The sequence below is a fragment of the Phyllobacterium sp. UNC302MFCol5.2 genome (genome assembly GCF_000686005.1).
GTDB classification, from domain to species: domain Bacteria; phylum Pseudomonadota; class Alphaproteobacteria; order Rhizobiales; family Rhizobiaceae; genus Phyllobacterium; species Phyllobacterium pellucidum.
Genome location: NZ_JMLL01000018.1, coordinates 1 through 17,801, shown reverse-complemented (window position 1 = coordinate 17,801; position 17,801 = coordinate 1). Strand labels below are relative to the sequence as shown.

At 59.2% G+C, this 17,801-nt stretch carries 16 protein-coding genes; 8 read left to right on the top strand and 8 right to left on the bottom strand.

Annotation, left to right across the window (positions count from 1 at the left end; all coding sequences use genetic code 11):
• Window positions 1-14 precede the first annotated feature (14 nt).
• Window positions 15-548: a DUF1003 domain-containing protein gene (locus tag BR48_RS0122355; protein WP_027233347.1), complete on the bottom strand. Its 534-nt coding sequence runs from the start codon at window positions 546-548 to the stop codon at window positions 15-17.
• 104 nt (window positions 549-652) lie between these two features.
• Here BR48_RS0122355 and BR48_RS0122350 point away from each other — a divergent pair, with 104 nt between their 5' ends.
• Window positions 653-1,327, top strand: a complete 675-nt coding sequence (locus BR48_RS0122350) for an HAD-IA family hydrolase (protein ID WP_027233346.1) — start codon at window positions 653-655, stop codon at window positions 1,325-1,327.
• A 48-nt stretch (window positions 1,328-1,375) separates the two neighbouring features.
• On the opposite strand, the gene BR48_RS0122345 is transcribed toward BR48_RS0122350, so the two are convergent.
• Complete coding sequence (locus tag BR48_RS0122345) at window positions 1,376-3,250, bottom strand: calcium-binding protein (RefSeq protein WP_027233345.1); 1,875 nt, start codon at window positions 3,248-3,250, stop codon at window positions 1,376-1,378.
• Between the two features lie 302 nt (window positions 3,251-3,552).
• Here BR48_RS0122345 and BR48_RS26395 point away from each other — a divergent pair, with 302 nt between their 5' ends.
• Window positions 3,553-3,717, top strand: coding sequence for a hypothetical protein (locus BR48_RS26395; RefSeq protein ID WP_153668500.1), 165 nt, complete (start codon window positions 3,553-3,555; stop codon window positions 3,715-3,717).
• 23 nt (window positions 3,718-3,740) lie between these two features.
• Here the strand turns inward: BR48_RS26395 and BR48_RS0122340 are convergent, their stop codons facing one another.
• Window positions 3,741-5,411, bottom strand: a complete 1,671-nt coding sequence (locus tag BR48_RS0122340; protein ID WP_027233344.1) for a Na/Pi cotransporter family protein — start codon at window positions 5,409-5,411, stop codon at window positions 3,741-3,743.
• A gap of 349 nt (window positions 5,412-5,760) precedes the next feature.
• Between BR48_RS0122340 and dnaG the strand changes: the two genes are divergently transcribed.
• A complete protein-coding gene (gene dnaG / locus BR48_RS0122335; protein ID WP_027233343.1) occupies window positions 5,761-7,728 on the top strand; it encodes a DNA primase in 1,968 nt (655 codons plus the stop codon).
• 304 nt (window positions 7,729-8,032) lie between these two features.
• Entirely contained in the window at window positions 8,033-10,060 is a 2,028-nt protein-coding gene (gene rpoD, locus BR48_RS0122330; RefSeq protein WP_027233342.1) for an RNA polymerase sigma factor RpoD, read from the top strand.
• A 57-nt stretch (window positions 10,061-10,117) separates the two neighbouring features.
• Here rpoD and BR48_RS0122325 read toward each other — a convergent pair whose 3' ends face one another.
• The 3 genes from BR48_RS0122325 to BR48_RS0122315 form a co-directional block, all read right to left on the bottom strand.
• The gene (locus BR48_RS0122325; RefSeq protein WP_027233341.1) at window positions 10,118-10,384 is read right to left on the bottom strand and encodes a DUF2798 domain-containing protein; all 267 of its coding nucleotides are present in this window, start codon (window positions 10,382-10,384) and stop codon (window positions 10,118-10,120) included.
• Window positions 10,385-10,578: 194 nt separating this feature from the next.
• Entirely contained in the window at window positions 10,579-11,103 is a 525-nt protein-coding gene (locus BR48_RS0122320) for a TIGR00645 family protein (protein ID WP_081815992.1), read from the bottom strand.
• Between the two features lie 151 nt (window positions 11,104-11,254).
• Window positions 11,255-13,396 (bottom strand): OmpA family protein, encoded by a 2,142-nt coding sequence (locus tag BR48_RS0122315; protein WP_027233339.1) that lies wholly within the window; start codon window positions 13,394-13,396, stop codon window positions 11,255-11,257.
• 263 nt (window positions 13,397-13,659) lie between these two features.
• Between BR48_RS0122315 and BR48_RS0122310 the strand changes: the two genes are divergently transcribed.
• The gene (locus BR48_RS0122310) at window positions 13,660-14,115 is read left to right on the top strand and encodes a YcgN family cysteine cluster protein (protein ID WP_027233338.1); all 456 of its coding nucleotides are present in this window, start codon (window positions 13,660-13,662) and stop codon (window positions 14,113-14,115) included.
• Between the two features lie 128 nt (window positions 14,116-14,243).
• Window positions 14,244-14,588 (top strand): hypothetical protein, encoded by a 345-nt coding sequence (locus BR48_RS0122305; RefSeq protein ID WP_027233337.1) that lies wholly within the window; start codon window positions 14,244-14,246, stop codon window positions 14,586-14,588.
• A gap of 67 nt (window positions 14,589-14,655) precedes the next feature.
• Here BR48_RS0122305 and BR48_RS0122300 read toward each other — a convergent pair whose 3' ends face one another.
• The gene (locus BR48_RS0122300; RefSeq protein ID WP_027233336.1) at window positions 14,656-15,387 is read right to left on the bottom strand and encodes an SIMPL domain-containing protein; all 732 of its coding nucleotides are present in this window, start codon (window positions 15,385-15,387) and stop codon (window positions 14,656-14,658) included.
• Window positions 15,388-15,536: 149 nt separating this feature from the next.
• On the opposite strand from BR48_RS0122300, the gene BR48_RS0122295 reads away from it, so the two are divergent.
• Complete coding sequence (locus BR48_RS0122295) at window positions 15,537-15,827, top strand: hypothetical protein (RefSeq protein WP_036815342.1); 291 nt, start codon at window positions 15,537-15,539, stop codon at window positions 15,825-15,827.
• On the opposite strand, the gene BR48_RS0122290 is transcribed toward BR48_RS0122295, so the two are convergent.
• On the bottom strand, window positions 15,817-16,482 hold the full coding sequence (locus BR48_RS0122290) for an HAD family phosphatase (protein ID WP_027233334.1): 666 nt from the start codon (window positions 16,480-16,482) through the stop codon (window positions 15,817-15,819). The genes BR48_RS0122295 and BR48_RS0122290 overlap by 11 nt on opposite strands.
• A gap of 159 nt (window positions 16,483-16,641) precedes the next feature.
• Here BR48_RS0122290 and BR48_RS0122285 point away from each other — a divergent pair.
• On the top strand, window positions 16,642-17,801 hold a 1,160-nt coding region (locus BR48_RS0122285; RefSeq protein WP_027233333.1), incomplete at its 3' end, for an NAD(P)H-dependent oxidoreductase.

Sequence of the window (17,801 nt, the reverse complement as noted above, 5' to 3'; positions counted from 1 at the left end):
TTTTCGTTTTTGCCTCATTCCGATTTGTCCGCCGTATCCTGTGACTTGGCCAGTTCCTGCACGGTCTCGGCAAGGGTCACAACTTCCTTTTCGCGCATCTGGTCGATTTTCTGATGCAGGAGTTCGATCTTCTCGTGCAGCAGCTCGATCTCGAGTTCCGCCTTGATATTTATCTTGTAGTCGTTCTCAGCTTCCTTGCGGTCGATATCCTGCTGCCGATTCTGGCTCATCATGATGAATGGCGCCGCATAGGCTGCCTGAAACGAGAGAGCAAGATTAAGCAGGATGAAGGGGTAGGGGTCCCAATTGCGCACATAGGCCGTGATGTTGAGGATGATCCAGAAGAACAGGATCGTCGTCTGGATGATGATGAACGTCCAGGAACCCATGGTCGCGGCGACCGTGTCGGCGATCTTCTGCCCCGGGGTTAGTTGCGCGCGATCGGCCGGCTTCTCCTTGCGATGTTCACGGCGAACTGCACGCAGATGATGCAGGAGCCTGAGTTCGGCTTCCTGCAATCCGCGCTTCACTTGCTCGACGTTAGGCATGGACGTGCTCCCCTATTCACTGAGACCTGATCGTGGACTGGCAATCAATGACGGAAATGCACTACAACTCAGGCAAAATGATTGCAGTTGAAAGGACCTTCACAGTGCCAGCAACAGCCGTGTTCGAAAAGAGTTATTCCGCTTTCCTGTTCGACATGGATGGCACCCTCATAAGTTCGACGCTCGCCGCCGAACGGGTCTGGGCGAAGTGGGCCGAAGGTCATGGGATCGACGTCCGCACGTTCCTGCCAACGATGCATGGCGCGCGCGCCGTCGATACGGTGCGCCGGCTCGGCCTGCCGGGCGTCGACCCGGAAGCCGAAGCGTTGAAGATCACGCGGGCCGAGATGGACGACGTTGGCGGCATCTTCGCGCTCAAGGGCGCCGTTGAATTTCTTGGCAAGCTGCCGCAGGCCCAATGGGCGATCGTCACGTCGGCGCCGCTTGATCTTGCCAGGCGGCGTCTCGCGGCGGCGGGTGTTCCGCTTCCTCAGACGATAGTGGCCGCAGAAGATGTCGCAATCGGCAAGCCCAATCCGGATTGCTATCTGCTTGCAGCAAAAAAGCTCGGCGTCGATATCGGCGATTGTCTCGTCTTCGAGGATGCGGTGCCCGGCATTCTGGCCGGCGATGCGGCCGGTGCGGATGTGCTTGTCATCACGGCAACCCACAAGCATGCGCTCGAGACCGCGCATGCCGTGGTGTTCGATTATCGGCATCTCGACGTGGTTGTCGAAGACGACGGGCGAATGTCGCTGCGCAGGGTTGATGTAGCGTAACGCAAGGGCGCCGTCGGGCGCCCTCGTTGATTTCAAGGTAACGGTTCGTCAGACGTACACGTTGTCCGGCGTCAAATCTTCAAGCGATGCATTGGCAATAAGGATGCTCGATGTCGACGCGCCGTCGCCGTCGAGATCGACGAGCACGCCGTTCTCCGTCTGGGTGGCGGCGTGCATGAAGTCCTCGAAGGAATGCAAAGTCGAAATAAGGTCGCGCTGGACGATGATAATGTCGCCCTCGGCTCCATTGAAGTCAGTTATGACATCATGGCCCTGTCCGGCGATGCTGTTGAAGATGAAATAGTCCCCGCCGGCCCCGCCCGACAATACGTCATCACCGGTTCCGCCGGTGAGTTCATCATTGCCGTCTTCCCCATAGAGCATGTCGTCGCCATTGCCGCCATGCAGCGTATCGTTGCTGAAGCCGGCGCGCAGCAGATCGTTGCCGTCGCCGCCTTCCAGAAGATCCGCATGGCGTCCGCCGATCAAAACGTCGTCGCCCTGGGCGCCATAGAGCTCGAAATGCTCGACGTTGAAGATGTGCTGGCCCTGCAGTCCGGTGGTGCGCACGTCGATATATCCGCCATCCCGCTCGGTGACGGTGAGCCGCAGAAGATCGTCCCCTTCACCACCGTCGATGAACGCAAATGAATTGCCTGCGTTGAGAATGTCATCGCCGCTACCGCCATCGAGATAGTCTCCGGCGTTGGGAATGTCGTTCTGCAGGCCCTGTATGCCCGCATAGAGAGTATCGTTGCCAGCGCCACCCTCGAGATGATCGGCGCCTCGGCCGCCTACGAGAAGATCGTCGCCGTCATTGCCGATGAGCTTGTCGTCATTGTCGGTGCCGACCGCGAGATCGCCGTGCTTGCTGCCGTAGAATTCGAGACGCTCTATGCCCGTCGCGTACTTCGTGTGTGAAGGATACGCATAGGGGTATTCGGAGGTTGAAAGTTGGATATCGCCGTGGTTCCACGCCTGGTAAACGGCCTTGAAACCGTCGCTTTGGCTCTCGTAGCGATCGTAATCGGTCACGTTGACGATGAGGGTATCGAAGCCTGCGCCGCCGGAGACCTTCGACAGGCTGCTTATTTCGATGGTGTCGTTGCCTTCGCCGGCATTGATGCGGTCGAAACCGCCCCCGCCGACAATGGTGTCATTACCGGCATTGCCGGTCAGGAAGTTGTCGCCCGCATCACCGACAATGTGGTCGTCGTACTTCGAACCATAAACGCCTTCGAAGCCGATGAGCTGGTCGCCCTCGGCTGCTCCGCCGTGCTGGACGATGCGGTTTAGGTCGACATCGATGCCGGCCTTGGAGCCGGTATATTCGGCGATGTCCTCGGTGCCGGAGCCGCCATCCATGAAATCGGCACCGTCGCCGCCATTGATGACATTGTTGCCGGCATCGCCGATCAAACGATCGTTGAAGGCCGAGCCGCTGAGATTCTCGATGCCGTGCAGCCGGTCGCCTTCGGCATCGCCGCCGAACTGCTGGCCCGTGCGGCGCAGGTCGACATCCACAGCTTCGGACGATGTCGTATAGCTAGCCCGATCATGGTCGGTGGTGGAATTGTCGAAAAGGCGGTCGGCTCCTGCGCCCCCGGTAAAAACGTTGTCCTTCGCATTGCCGGTGATGGAATCATCATGGGCTGAGCCCATCACGTTTTCGATGTCTATCAGCGTATCGCCGCTGGAATAGCTGAGCCCCGGCGTTACGGCCTGCCTCTCGATCTCAAGGTCGACATTGATGCCAGCCTCCGAGCCGCGATAATCGACCGTGTCGCGTCCTTCCCCGCCATCAATGCGGTCTTCACCGGCGCTGCCGATCAGCCGGTCATTGCCGGCAAGGCCGGACATGGTGTCCTCGTCGGCCGTGCCCTTGAGCACATCGACATTCTCAGAACCTGTGACATTTGCCATTTCCGAACTCCCCACGTTGGATGCTGGCGGCAATCTCAATCAATAAATATACACAGTCAAATGTTTGAAATTACTTCAATAATCCGAGCAAATTTCTGAAACTGGCGCGTCAGAAACAATGTTTTCGTCGGCTATTCGTTGCCCGGTTCAGGAGTATTGAAGAAGCATTCGCCCTACATTTTCGAAGCGATACCCCGCGTCCAACCTCAGGTGGACAGCACCGATCAACTGAAGGTGATAGTTAATGTCGGATGGAACCAGCCGCCTAGATCTACGTTGTTGAGCAAATAACGGAGGCGACAATGAAAGAACATCGGTGGTCGACAATTATCGGAATACTGGCAGGGTTGTCGGTGGGTGCAGGTGTGGGCGAAGCAATGATGGGAAATATATTGCTCGGCCTATTGATCGGTTCGGCCATGGGTGCCTTCATAGGTTCTAACACGCACGTCCATCGCGACTATTGATCCTGTTGCCTCAAGAAATCTGCTCAGCTGTGCAGCGCACGCAAACGTGTGGTGTTGAGGAGCCCCTGTTCCTCGAGCACGGGATAGGCCATTGCGGCGAGTAGCGAGTTGATCTGCTTGAGATCGCGGATGGTATCGAGGTGGATCGAACTCGTCTCGAGGCTGCGGGTCGTTCCTTCACGCAATCGGTTGAAATGTCTGTCGCTGGTTTGCTTCTCGGCATCGCGCAGATGATCCTTTTCCAGTACCAGCTGATGCGCGGTTTCGCGATCTCGTGACACGAGGACGTTGAACGCCATCCGCGCATTGGTCAGAACCCTTGCATGGAAATCGCTGAGTTCGCGCCAGCCCTCATCGGTAAACTGCAGCTTGCGGTCCATCTTCTTTTGCACGAGCGCCAGCATGTTGCGCACGATGATATCGCCGACCTGTTCGAGTTTGACGCAGGCGCCGAGTAGTTCGCGCGCCCGGCCCACCTCATAATCCGACAGTTTCCGCGTCGTCAGTTTGGCGAGATAGAGCTTGATGGCGGCGTGCTTGCGGTCGACCTTGTCATCGAGCGCCGAGAGTTCGTCGATGCGTGCCTGGTCGGGATTTTCATAAAGGTCGATAATGCCGCGCAGCATGATCTCGACCGTTTCGCAGACGCTGACCGTCTCGCGTGTTGCATTGGCAAGAGCAAGGCTTGGCGTATCGAGCACGCTTTCATCGAGTGCACTAAGTTCGATATGGTCGATGGGCTTTTGCGGCTCGGCCGGTGCGTTAAGGGCCACCACCGCCCGCGTCGCCTTGAGAACGAGCGAGGACAGCGGCACCCCGGCAAGAAGGATGATGACATTGAAGAGGATGTGGCCGTTGATCACCTGGTCGGCCGGCGTGCTGCCAAGAATGGCAACGGGCGGACGGAAGGCGAGATAGAGCGTCAGGATGACGATGGAGCCGAGCCCGCGCATCAGGAGATTGCCCATGGGCACGATGCGGGCTTTCGGTGCGGCGTTGCGGGTCAGGACCGGCGCGATGAACGACGAGCCGAGATTGACGCCGCAGATCATGATGATGCCGAGTTCCGGCTGGATCAGGCCGCGCGCGGCGAAGGTGACAACGAGCAGCACCGCCGCAATGCTCGAATGGAAAAGCCAGGTCATGAGCGCCGCGAGAAGGAAAGCCGTCACCGGGTCGGTATTAAGGTAACTGACGATGACCGGCAGGAGTTCGCTGTTGCGCAAGGGTTCGGTGGCCTGCCCGGTCATTTCGAGCGACAGCACGAGCAGTCCGATACCGACGAGAATGCGGCCCATCTGCCGCCAGTTGCTGCGCTCGGTCGACATGAAGATTACCGTGCCGGCGACGAGGCAGAGCGGCACCAGCAGCGTCAGGTCAAAGCTCAGGATCTTGACGACGAGCGCCGAGCCGACCTCGGCGCCGCGCACTGCCATCAGACCGGCAATCCCGCTGACAATGCCGGACCCGACAAAGGAACCGACCAGGAGGCTGACTGCGGTCGAGGATTGCAGCGCGATCGACAACATCAAGCCCCAAAGCACGGCAAGCACGGGATTGTGCAAAACGCCGCGCAGGCTGCGGCGCATGCGCTCGCCATAGGCGCGCTCGACACCGGTGCGGACCATGCGCGTTGCCCACAGGAGCAGCGCCACCGCGCCGGCCAAATGCAACAAAACCGAGGAACCGTTCACTTGGTGCAATCCATTCGTGTTGGAGATTGCGGTATAGCAGCCAGAAGAATCTAGCAGCCGATTGTTAAGATAACATATCGCGGTAAAAGCGAAAAAAATATGTTCCGGCTAAGAAAAATCATGTCGCATTTGGCATAATTTATCAGTTTGATGACAGATTTGTGTCGCCCCGGCAGAAGTTTGCCGGCTACGCAAAATCGTAAAGTTCAAACCGAATCACCATAACGCGATGAACAGGGGATGACGGGGTTGCCGCCCTTCCGCCCAAACCTTATTTGTTGCAGTATGGTCAGCACATCGGGTTCGCAGCGATCCGACCTTGCTTACAATCTGACGAACGAAGAGCAGCATGCGATTTTCGCCATCCTTTCTCGATGAGATCAGGGAACGCGTACCGATTTCCAGCGTGATCGGCACGCGGGTTTCGTTCGATCGCAAGAAGACCAATGCGCCGAAGGGCGATTTCTGGGCCTGCTGCCCGTTCCATGGGGAGAAGTCGCCGAGTTTTCATTGCGAGGACCGCAAGGGCCGCTACCATTGCTTTGGCTGCGGGGTGACCGGCGACCATTTCCGCTTTCTGACGGAACTCGAGGGGTTGAGCTTTCCGGAGGCCGTGCAGCGTGTCGCCGACATGGCGGGCATTCCGATGCCCGCGCGCGACGTTGAATCGGAGATTCGCGAGGCAAAACGCGCGACGCTCTATGACGTCATGGAAATGGCGACCCAATTCTTCGAGGAGCGGTTGCAGGCAGCAAGTGGTGCCAAGGCACGCGCCTATCTGCGCGATCGCGGCTTGAGCGCGGCAACGCAGCATGCCTACCGCCTCGGTTACGCGCCGGAAAGCCGCAATGCGCTGAAAGAACATCTCGCATTGAAGGGGGCGACGAAGGAGCAGATCGAGGCGTGCGGCCTCGTCGTTTACGGTGATGACAAGCCGGTCTCGTTCGACCGGTTTCGCGACCGCATCATGTTCCCGATTGAGGATCTGCGTGGCCGTATCATTGCCTTTGGTGGGCGGGCGCTGACGCCGAACGCCATTGCCAAATACATGAACTCCAATGAAACCGAGCTTTTCCACAAGGGCAAGGTCCTGTTTAATGCGCTTCGTGCCCGCAAGGCGGCGCAGCCGCAAGGCGGGCAACCGGCAAAAGCCGTGATTGCCGTCGAAGGCTATATGGATGTTATTGCGCTGGCGCAGGCTGGCTTTGCCCAGGCGGTCGCGCCGCTCGGCACGGCCTTGACCGAGGATCAGCTCGATCTTCTCTGGCGCATGTCGCCCGAGCCCGTCCTCTGCTTTGACGGCGACAATGCCGGCATCAAGGCAGCGCACCGGGCGATCGATCTCGCCTTGCCGGCGTTGAAGCCCGGACGCTCGCTGCGCTTTGCAGTGCTGCCGGAGGGCAAGGACCCGGATGATCTCGTCAAGGCGTCCGGCCCGCAGGCATTCCAGGCCGTGCTCGATGATGCACGTCCGCTCGCGGATATGCTGTGGGCGCGGGAAACGAGCGGTGGCATATTCGACACGCCCGAACGGCGCGCCGAACTCGAGGCGCGGCTGAAACAGATGACGAGCCTTATCGGTGACGAGAATGTGCGCCGCCATTATGCCCAGGACGTTCGCGACCGCATCCAGCAGTTTTTCAGCGCCAATACGCGAGGCAATGAGCGTCGCGGGGCCGGACAAGCGGGAAGCAACCGCAACAGCTTTGGCCCGCAATCCGGATACGGGCAGCGAGGGCGAGGGGCCCCCAATGGGCGGCTCGCCGTATCGGAAAGCCTGGCGCGCTCGGTTCTCGTCAAGACAAGCTCCGCTACGCTTCCCCTGCGCGAGACCGCCATCCTTATGACATTGTTCAACCATCCCCGGCTTATCGAGGATGATTTCGAGACGATCGTGCGGCTTGAATTCAGCCATCCCGATCTGAAGCGCTTCCATACCGCTATGCTTAACGCCATGGCTGAACATCACGTGGCGGACGGCCGTGAGATGCGCAAGGCGATGACCGAGACCGGCCACGGAGCGCTGATCGAGGCGCTGGAAGCGCTGGTAAGGCGGGCCCGCATGTGGACGGCGACGGCGGAGGCGGCGGAAGAAGACGCGCTTGAAGCGTTAAGACAGGCCATTCACTTGCATCAGCGCGCCAGCACCCTACATAAGGAGCTGAAAGTCGCTGAAACTGCATTGGCTACGGAAGCCACCGACGAAAATCTCAACCGGCTGCTCGATATTCAGAATGCCATCCGAAGTGCGCAGGCAACCGAAGCACTGATCGAAGGGTTCGGAATACCCTCGGGACGGTCGGGCAAGGGGTTTTGACCGAATTGATTCGCTTTTTTACCGCGAATCAGTTGAGTCGGGGTTGACGTGGGTCAATAATGACGGAATCAGATTGCGCGGAATTGTAGATATTGCGTTGATGTTTGCGGGTCCAGCAGAAAATCCTGCAAATGCGGCAAATATCCAATGTGCTCGCCATCACCGGGATAACAAGGTTAATCCGACATTAACAGGATTTCGGCTACTCGAACATTCAATAGCTTGATGGTGCAGGGGAACCGGGGTGCCGCCGCACCGTTCCACCATGCATGAACAAGGCGAAGGCCGCTTGGAGATATAGAATATGGCAACGAAGGCAAAGGAAAACGAGGAAGTAGAAGTCGAGCGCGAGGGCGCGCCGGACGGTCCGCTTCTCGACCTTTCCGATGACGCTGTCAAGAAGATGATCAAGCTCGCCAAGAAGCGCGGCTATGTGACGATGGACGAACTCAATGCGGTTCTCCCATCTGAAGAGGTCACTTCCGAGCAGATCGAAGACACGATGGCGATGCTCAGCGACATGGGCATCAATGTCGTGGAGGATGACGAGCAGGACGCAGACGCCGAGGAAGCCGACAGCAGCGCCGATGAAGAGAGCGATGCCCGTGAGCTTGCGGATGCGACCGGCACCGCCGTTGCTCCGACGACGACCAAGAAGGAACCTACCGACCGCACCGACGACCCCGTCCGCATGTATCTGCGCGAAATGGGCACGGTCGAGTTGCTTTCGCGCGAAGGCGAAATCGCCATAGCCAAGCGCATCGAAGCGGGCCGCGAGACGATGATCTCCGGCCTTTGCGAGAGCCCGCTGACCTTCCAGGCGATCATCATCTGGCGTGAGGATCTCAACGAGTCGAAGATTCTGCTGCGCGAAATCATCGATCTTGAAACGACCTATGCCGGTCCGGAAGCCAAGCAGGCTCCGGTCATCGAACGCGTTGAAGAAGAACGGCCCGCAGGCGGCAACGACAAGTCGCGCCGTTCGCGCGACGATGACGACATCACCAATGTCGGCGGCGACGCTCCGGTCGAGGAAGAAGACGACGAGGATGACGAGGCCAATCTGTCGCTTGCCGCGATGGAAGCCGAACTGCGCCCGCAGGTCATGGAAACGCTCGATGTCATCGCCGATACATACAAGAAGCTGCGCAAGCTGCAGGACCAGCAGGTCGAGAACCGCCTTGCTGCCTCGGGTTCGCTTTCGCCGAGCCAGGAGCGCCGCTACAAGGAACTCAAGGACCAGCTGATCAAGGCGGTGAAGTCGCTTTCGCTCAATCAGAACCGTATCGAGGCTCTGGTTGCCCAGCTTTACGACATCAACAAGCGCCTCGTGCAGAACGAAGGGCGCCTACTGCGCCTTGCCGAATCCTATGGCGTGCGTCGCGAGGATTTCCTGAAAGAGTATCAGGGCAACGAGCTCGATCCGAATTGGCTGAAGGCCGTTTCCAACCTGACGACCCGTGGCTGGAAAGAGTTCACCAAGAACGAGAAGGACACGATCAAGAACCTTCGAACGGAAATCCAGAACATGGCGCAGGAAACCGCCATTTCGATCTCGGAATTCCGCCGCATCGTCAATCAGGTGCAGAAGGGCGAACGCGAGGCCGCTCTGGCCAAGAAGGAAATGGTCGAGGCCAATCTGCGTCTCGTCATTTCGATCGCCAAGAAATACACCAATCGCGGCCTGCAGTTCCTTGACCTGATCCAGGAAGGCAATATCGGCCTGATGAAGGCGGTCGACAAGTTCGAGTATCGCCGCGGCTACAAGTTCTCGACCTATGCGACCTGGTGGATCCGTCAGGCGATCACCCGCTCGATCGCCGATCAGGCCCGCACGATCCGCATTCCGGTGCATATGATCGAGACGATCAACAAGATCGTCCGGACGTCGCGCCAGATGCTGCACGAGATCGGCCGCGAGCCGACGCCGGAAGAGCTTGCTGAAAAGCTTGCCATGCCGCTGGAAAAGGTGCGCAAGGTGCTGAAGATCGCCAAGGAGCCGATCTCGCTCGAAACTCCTGTGGGCGATGAAGAGGATTCGCATCTCGGCGATTTCATCGAGGACAAGAATGCGCTCCTGCCGATCGACGCCGCCATTCAAGCCAACCTTCGCGATACGACGACGCGGGTTCTCGCTTCGCTTACGCCGCGTGAGGAACGCGTGCTGCGCATGCGCTTCGGCATCGGCATGAACACCGACCACACGCTGGAAGAAGTCGGCCAGCAGTTCTCGGTAACGCGCGAGCGTATCCGCCAGATCGAGGCAAAGGCGCTGCGCAAGCTCAAGCATCCGAGCCGTTCGCGCAAGCTGCGTTCGTTCCTGGACAGCTGAGACAAAAAACTGTGTGAACATGAACCGGGATGGCGTAACCATCCCGGTTTTTTTGTTTTAGCGGGTAGGAGTGTCGCAAATGCTATTTACGATGCGACGCACAAGAGGGAGCACCAGCAAGAGCGTCGGAAAAGCGATAATCCACGACAAGGCCCAAGCTGTAACCCAATGATAGGGCAGGTCAGCGTGTATGCCGAGATTTCTTACGGTGGCGATTAGCGACACTATCAAAGTCATCATCAGCGAAAGGATGAGCGGTGTGATGACAGCACTGTACTTGGCCGGTAGCTTGCGGCGTGAAAAATATCCTGGATTGTAGTTCATGGTCTTTCCGTAAGTGGCGGTCTCATACGCAACGATCCTTGGCTGATTGAAGCCATGCCGGTTAGAGACCGGAGGGATGCGTTGCCTAACGTAAGACGCTTACGGCAGAGCTGAAAATTCAGCCTACATTTGCCACTTACACGTGGCGGACGCGTGTTGGCAAGCAAAAACCCGGCATTTGCGGGGTCGTTTACTCAGAGCGAAGGCTCGTCGGACTTCTTCTCGCCCTTGTCCTTCACCATGAGCTTGTCGATATAGGCAAGAAACAGTGCGGAGAACACGAAAGTCAGGTGGATCAGCGTAAACCAGGTCAGTTGCGAAGTTGAGAACTGCGTCAGGTTGAGAAAGACCTGGAGCAGGTGGATCGACGAGATGGCAACGATGGTCGAGGCGACCTTGATCTTCAGGGATCCGGCGTCGATCGTGCCGAGCCAGTGCACCTCGTCCGCCTGGTCGAAGCGGCTCACGAAGTTCTCATAGCCAGAGATGATGACCATGACGACGAGGCTCGCGACCAGCGCGGCATCGATCAGGCCGAGCATTTTGAGGATTGTGTCGGTCTCGTCGAGTACAGTGACCTTGGCTACGAAATCGATCAGCTTACCGGCGAACGAAAATGCATAGATTGCGAGCGCGAGGGCGAGGCCAAGGTAAAAAACCACCAGCAGCCAACGCGAGGCGAGAATGATATTTTCGACAAGTATTTCAATGCGTTTCATAGTGTGGGTCCAATTTCTCGAACTGGGCTCAGCCAATAAATGCTCCAGGGGTTCAGCCAACACATAGCAATCGACGTTGCGAACTCAACCCGCAGCGACAAAAAACCCGGGCCATCGCCCGGGTTTTTTTGCTTCAACGGTCTCCTTGCAATCAATTGTTGCTGGCGACCGGTGCGACAAGCGGCGTGATGCGGCGGATCGCAACCCGTCGGTTCTGCTGCTCGGGCGATTCCGTCCTGATCTTCAGGTAGCGCTCGCCATAGCCCTGCGTTGCCATGTTCTCCGGCGGAATGTCGAAGACGTTGGTGAGCGCCTGCGCCACCGATTCGGCGCGCTTGTCGGAAAGAACGAGGTTTGCCTGGTCCGAACCCACCGCATCGGTATGGCCCTCGATCAGGAAGGTCTCGGCCGGATTCTTCTTCAAGGTCTGCGCCATTGCCTTGGCGACGCTATCCAGGCGCGTGATCTGGTCTTCCCCGATCTCGGCCGACCCGAAGGCGAAGGTGATCGTATCGAGATCGACGCGGCGCACCTTGTCGCGGATACGCGCCGAGCGCTTGACTTCATCGACCGAATAGATTCGCTCCACACGCTCGACCGGCGGGCGGGCAAAGAAGTCATAGACTTCTTCTTCCGGCGCCTCTTCGGCATCGAGGATGTAGTCGCGCACCGGAATGTCGAGGCGCAGCGGCGGCAGGTCGTCGCCGGGATCGCGCCAGTTAACACGCTCCTCCCGGTCATAATCCGGCGCGTAGGTCAGCAGAACTTCGCGACCATCCGGGGTAATGCGCGAGCGCTGAATGACATCGCCGTAGCGGTTGCGGATCGTAACGATCTGTACGCCGTTCTCCCGGACGATGGTTTCGCGCGTGCGCCGCCGCGGCAGGTCTTCATAATAGACGTCCTGGGCGTTGCGGCTCATGCGCGGGCGGTCGGAGCTTTCGACGAAGATATTGTTGTCGACCTCGACGATGGCGCGGTTGTCATATTGCTTGATGACCTGCACATCGCCCGGCCTCTCGTCGCGCCGCGCCTGTTTGGTGCGGGTGCCCTTTTCGACAAGTACGGGCTCGATCTTGACGGGTGCGATTGCCTGCTGCACGTCGGCATCGGTCTTCGGCGCGGGTCCGGCGGGTGCCGCCGGTTGCAGGGCGACAGGTTGCTCGGCTGGTGCTGGAGGCTGGCCGGCCTGCTCGGCCTTGTTGCCGCGCTTGCCGCCCTTCTGTTTTGCATCCGCCGCTGGAGCGGGCTTGTCGCTGTCAAGCACCGGCGCGGCATTGGCCGGGAGGGGCGAGGCTTCCTGCGGTGCGGGCTTCGCGGCTTCGGCAGGCGCTGGTGCTGCCGGCTGGCCGCTCGCGGCGTCGGCCGGCTTGGCGGGCGCAGTTTCAGCCGCGGGTTGATTGGGCGTCGCTGCGGGCTGCTCGGCCGTCGCGGGTGCCGCGGTTGCGGGCGCGGCCTGTTTGGCTGCTTCATCGGCAGCCTTCTTGGCGTCTTCCGCTGCTTGTTCGGCCTGTTTGCCGGCAGCCTTCTGCGCGCTTTCGGCCTTCTTACGCGCTTCTTCTTCGGCGGCCTTCTGGGCTTCTGCCGCCTTTGCAGCTTCAGCCTCTGCTGCCTTTTTTGCCTGTTCGGCCTGCTTTGCGGTTTCGCCTTCAGCAGCCTTTGCCGCATCGGCTTCGGCGGCGGCTTTCTTTCGCGCTTCTTCTTCTATGGCTTTTTGCTGCTCGGCTGCCTTGTTGGCCTCAGCCTCGGCGTCGCGCTTGGCCTTCGCTGCGTCCTCTGCCGCCTGTTTCGCGGCAGCCTTCGAGGCCTTCGCTTCTTCGGCTGCCTTGCGCTTTGCTTCTTCTTCTATGGCCTTCTGCTGTTCGGCGGCCTTGTTCGCTTCGGCTTCAGCGGCGCGCTTGGCTTCCTGTGCCTGCTTGGCAGCTTCGGCATCTGCAGCCTTCGCGGCTTCCGCAGCCTTGCGGTTTGCCTCTTCTTCTATGGCTTTCTGCTGCTCGGCGGCCTTTTCGGCTTCCGCTTGTGCAGCCCGCTTGGCTTCTTCGGCTTGCTGCTTGGCTTGTTCTTCTGCCTGTTGCTTGGCCTGCTCTTCAGCCTGTTGCGCCGCCTTGCGCTTCAATTCCTCCTGTGCCGGGTCCTCCTGGGCGGGCGCGGGCTGTTCGGCCTGCGCGACTACCACCGGCATGTTGGAGTTGGAGGAAATATAGGGGCGGTTGAGCGGCGGCTGTTCCGCCATGGCATAAGGCGAGGAAAAGAGAATTGCTGTTGAAGCAAAAAAGAGCGCTGTACGTTTCATTGTCATCCCTGTCTCGCGTTCCTTCTTGTTGAAACACGTCAAAAGTTCGCGATCGCAACCTTGTTCCGGTTTGTGGCAACGGCTTGACCATTGCGATCTTCGTTTCAGTTTTCATCACCCGTGGCAATGCGCCGGTCCGACGTTGACCGAACTGATCGAACCCACGTTTGCAGCTTTCGCCTGTATCCCCCATGAAGGCGCCGTTCATCTGGCATTCATGTTTTAAGAATGGACGCGGCCCGGCTGGCGATGTATTTCAGCGCATGCCCTCTGAACCCTTCTGGAAGACAAAGATCCTCGATGAGCTCAGCCGCTCCGAATGGGAAAGCCTGTGCGACGGCTGCGGCCGTTGTTGCCTGCACAAGCTCGAAGACGAAGACACCGAGGAGATTTATTTCACCACCGTCGCCTGTACCTTGCTCGATGCCGGCACCTGCCAATGTTCGGATTACGTACATCGCAAGGCCAAAGTCCCGGACTGCGTTTTCCTGACCCCCGAGATCGTGCGCACCGTCGACTGGCTGCCGGAAACATGCGGTTATCGCCTGATCGACGAAGGGCGTGACCTCTACTGGTGGCATCCGCTCATATCCGGAAGCCGGGAAACCGTGCACGAAGCCGGGATATCAGTGCGCGGCAAGGTCACCGCCTATGATCATGAAATGAAGAGCGACGAGGATTATTTCGATCACATGATGACGCTCGAAGAATCCGACTGAGATAAACCGAATGTGAATGCTCCGTTGAGGAATTGTTCAGATCGAATGTGGAACAAAGCGCTCCTGTCCGGATTCCAGTAAGCCTGGAAATTCCCCCCATCCCGGACACAAAAACAGGAGAACGCCAAATGGCTGTTTCATTCAAAACGTTGGCTGTTACCGCGACCATCGCCCTCGGTTCAATTATCGGCGTCAACGCCGCTTCAGCAGCGCCGATCGCGGCCGCACCAATGACCGATGGCGCTTCGCCGCTTGTGAAGGTCGATTATTATCGCCGCGATTATTACCGTCCACCCTACCGTCCGGCTCCCGCCTGCACGCCGGGACAGGCTGCGAGCAAGGCAAGCCGCATGGGCCTGTATAACACCCGCGTCGTCGTCAACCGCAATGTCGTTCGCGTCGCCGGCTGGAAGCGCGGCTACCGCACGGCAGTCGTCTTTGCCCGCGCACCGGGTTGCCCGGTCGTCCGCTAAGCGTAACATAACAATGAAAAAGGGTGCCGGTCGGCACCCTTTTTTATTTGCGCTCTACGCTTTAAACTCAGTTCTTAAGCTCAAACGTCATGTTCACATTGACGTTGTAGGTGTTCTCGCCGGCAGCAACGGGAACGGGTGATGCCGCGTCCATTGCCATCATCTTGCCGCGTGCCGCCATCGGAACCGGGCGCGGACTGAAGCTCTGTTCGTTGATTTCGATGACCCGGCCAAGTTCGACGCCGGCCGCGGCAGTCAGCGTCTTTGCGCGCGCAACGGCATTTGCAACGGCGTTCTTGCGCGCTTCTTCAAGAATTGTGTCCGGCTTGTCGTTGGTGAAGGTGATGTTGCCGCCCTGATTGACGCCGAGCGTGACCGACTGGTCGAGGATGTCGCCGACCTTCGCGAGGTCACGTACGCGCACCGTCAGGGAATTTGACACGGCATAGCCGACGATCGACGGCGGTTTGGGCGGCTGGTTATTATTGTTTTCCGGGAACACGTAGCGCGGGTCGATGCTAAAGCCGGAGGTCTGCAGATCGCGTTCGGCTATCCCAGCCTTTTTCATGGCGTCGAGTACCTTCGCCATGGCTTCATTGTTGGCGGTCAGCGCCTCGCGGGCCGTTGGCTTTTCCTGCATGACGACCAGCGAAAGGATCGCGGTGTCGGGCGCAGCAGCGGCTTCGCCTTCACCTGTGACCGTGATACGCGGGCGCGGCGCGTCCTCGGCATAAGCAGCCATAGGCACCGCGACCATGGTGGTTACTGCAAGGGCCAGCGTCAGGATTTTCGATGTCATGGATAACTCCCCAGATGAAGTGACGTTGCTGCGTCGCAGGTGATTATGGGTGGATTAGGGCAAAAGACAAAACTTTTGAACAGGATAGGTTTTGTGCATCCAAACGGCATCCTGAACGTTACCAAGCAAATGTCAGAGGAGTTTTGACGATGAACTGGACCGAGCCCAAGCAAAAGCCCCGCAGGAACGAATCGCCCGAGACCGAAACGTCCGGCCCGCAGTCGTTCGACCGGGACGAGATCGTCGACGACGATGTCATCGCGGATGACGAACTCTCCATCCTCGGCGAACGTCAGGTCGAGCCGGAAGATGCCGGCGAGGTATCGGAGGAAGATGACGACAATCCCTATCAGAACAGCGACGAAGCGCTGCCTGATGACGAGGAGGAACTGGAAATTGCGCGCGACCCCGAACGTGAGGGACGCCGCTTCAACGATTAGACATCCACGCGCCGATAGCGTTCCAGTCGGAAAACACGGCCGAAGCGCCCTTTGCGATAAGCGCGGGGGCGTGATCCTCATGGGTGTGGGTGCCCCCGGTATAGCCGATCGCGGTCATGCCGGCCGCAACCGCACCCTCGACGCCAAAGGGCGAATCCTCGATGACCACACATTTGGCCGGGTCGGCCTGCATCTTTTCGGCGGCAAAGAGGAACAGGTCCGGCGCCGGCTTGCCCCGCTTGACCATGAAAGAACTATAGACCGCATCGCCGAAAAAGCGCGCCAGGCCGGTGATTTCGAGGCTGAAGCGGATGCGTTCGAGCGACGAGCCGGAGGCAACGCAGTGCGCCGTTTCGAGGCCTTCCAAAAATGAGACGATTCCCGGTGTCGGCTGCAGCGACTCTGCGAAGATGCGCTTCGTCTCCGGCCACAGACCGGTCTCCGCTCCGTCCGCAAGCTGCAAACCCGTGAGTTCAGCGACGCGGGCGATGATGTCGGCCTGTTTCAGGCCGATGCATTGCGCGATCGTGCCATCCGGCAGCGAGAGGCCCTGCTGGGCATAGATATTGCGATAGGCGAGCGCCGCGAGCGGTTCGCTGTCCACAAGCACGCCATCGCAATCAAAGATCACCAGTTCGAATCGGTTCTGCGGCATTTCCATCCTCGTTGTTGGCCCTTCCGGGCATCTTAATGATCGATCTTTACCGCTCTTATAATGCACATAGGTCTTGACTAAAATACAAATGTTCAATATTCGATGATTGTAATTTGAAAGGCTCCGCACAAGCCGGCGGGGACCGCTGAGGGAGGCGTTATGGCGAGCAATGTTGCACTGACGGGACTGGCGCGAGACATGCAGGCGCGGGCGGATGCCGGGCGGCCGATCCGCATCGGGCTGATTGGTTCGGGCGAGATGGGCACCGATATCGTGACGCGCGTGGCGCACATGCCGGGCATCGAGATCGGCGCGATCTCGGAACTGAAGCTGCCGAATGCGCTCAAAGCCGTCGACATCGCCTACCAGGAGAGCGGCCATGGCCGCGAGGTCGCCAATGCCACGGCGCTGACGGCGGCGATGGAGGCCGGCAAGGTCGCCGTCACCGACGATGCCAATCTCATCCTTGAAAACGACCTCATCGACGTCGTCATCGATGCGACCGGGGTCCCGGCGGTCGGAGCCGAGATCGGCCTGCGGGCAATGGAGCACGGCAAGCACCTCGTGATGATGAATGTCGAGGCGGACGTGACCATCGGCGCCTATCTGAAGAGCGAGGCCGACCGGCTTGGCGTCACCTATTCGCTCGGCGCCGGCGACGAGCCGTCGTCGTGCATGGAACTCATCGAATTCGTCTCGGCCATGGGCCATCCGATCGTCGCCGCCGGCAAGGGCAAGAACAACCCGCTCAACATCGACGCCATTCCCGACGACTATGCCGAGGAAGCCGAACGCCGGCACATGAACGTGCGCATGCTGGTCGAGTTCGTCGACGGCTCGAAGACCATGGTGGAGATGGCGGCGATCGCCAATGCCACCGGGCTCGTGCCCGACAAGCCCGGCATGCACGGTCCGGCGGCAACGCTCGACCAGCTGTCGAAGACGCTGATCCCGGAAAAGGATGGCGGCGTGCTCTCACGGGTCGGCGTCGTCGACTATTCGATCGGCAAGGGCGTTGCCCCCGGCGTCTTCGTCGTCGCCGACATGTCGCATCCGCGCATTTCCGAGCGCATGGAAGATCTGAAGATGGGCAAGGGCCCGTACTTCACCTTCCACCGGCCCTATCACCTGACCTCGCTCGAAGTGCCGCTGACCTGCGCCCGTGTCGTCCTTTACGGCAAGCCCGACATGGTGCCGCTGGCCAAGCCCGTTGCCGAGGTCTGCGCCGTTGCCAAGAAGGACATGCAGCCCGGAGAGAAGCTCGATGCCATCGGCGAATATTGCTACCGCGCCTGGATCATGACCGCGGCGGAAGCGCG

Bases quoted from the DNA above. Each gene is read 5' to 3' on its own strand.
- BR48_RS0122300 (WP_027233336.1), bottom strand. From the start codon at position 15,387: ATGACATCGAAAATCCTGACGCTGGCCCTTGCAGTAACCACCATGGTC.
- BR48_RS0122310 (WP_027233338.1), top strand. From the start codon at position 13,660: ATGCCCTCTGAACCCTTCTGGAAGACAAAGATCCTCGATGAGCTCAGC.
- dnaG (WP_027233343.1), top strand. From the start codon at position 5,761: ATGCGATTTTCGCCATCCTTTCTCGATGAGATCAGGGAACGCGTACCG.
- BR48_RS0122320 (WP_081815992.1), bottom strand. From the start codon at position 11,103: ATGAAACGCATTGAAATACTTGTCGAAAATATCATTCTCGCCTCGCGT.
- rpoD (WP_027233342.1), top strand. From the start codon at position 8,033: ATGGCAACGAAGGCAAAGGAAAACGAGGAAGTAGAAGTCGAGCGCGAG.
- BR48_RS0122345 (WP_027233345.1), bottom strand. From the start codon at position 3,250: ATGGCAAATGTCACAGGTTCTGAGAATGTCGATGTGCTCAAGGGCACG.
- BR48_RS0122355 (WP_027233347.1), bottom strand. From the start codon at position 548: ATGCCTAACGTCGAGCAAGTGAAGCGCGGATTGCAGGAAGCCGAACTC.
- BR48_RS0122290 (WP_027233334.1), bottom strand. From the start codon at position 16,482: ATGCCGCAGAACCGATTCGAACTGGTGATCTTTGATTGCGATGGCGTG.
- BR48_RS0122325 (WP_027233341.1), bottom strand. From the start codon at position 10,384: ATGAACTACAATCCAGGATATTTTTCACGCCGCAAGCTACCGGCCAAG.
- BR48_RS0122295 (WP_036815342.1), top strand. From the start codon at position 15,537: ATGAACTGGACCGAGCCCAAGCAAAAGCCCCGCAGGAACGAATCGCCC.
- BR48_RS26395 (WP_153668500.1), top strand. From the start codon at position 3,553: ATGAAAGAACATCGGTGGTCGACAATTATCGGAATACTGGCAGGGTTG.
- BR48_RS0122315 (WP_027233339.1), bottom strand. From the start codon at position 13,396: ATGAAACGTACAGCGCTCTTTTTTGCTTCAACAGCAATTCTCTTTTCC.
- BR48_RS0122305 (WP_027233337.1), top strand. From the start codon at position 14,244: ATGGCTGTTTCATTCAAAACGTTGGCTGTTACCGCGACCATCGCCCTC.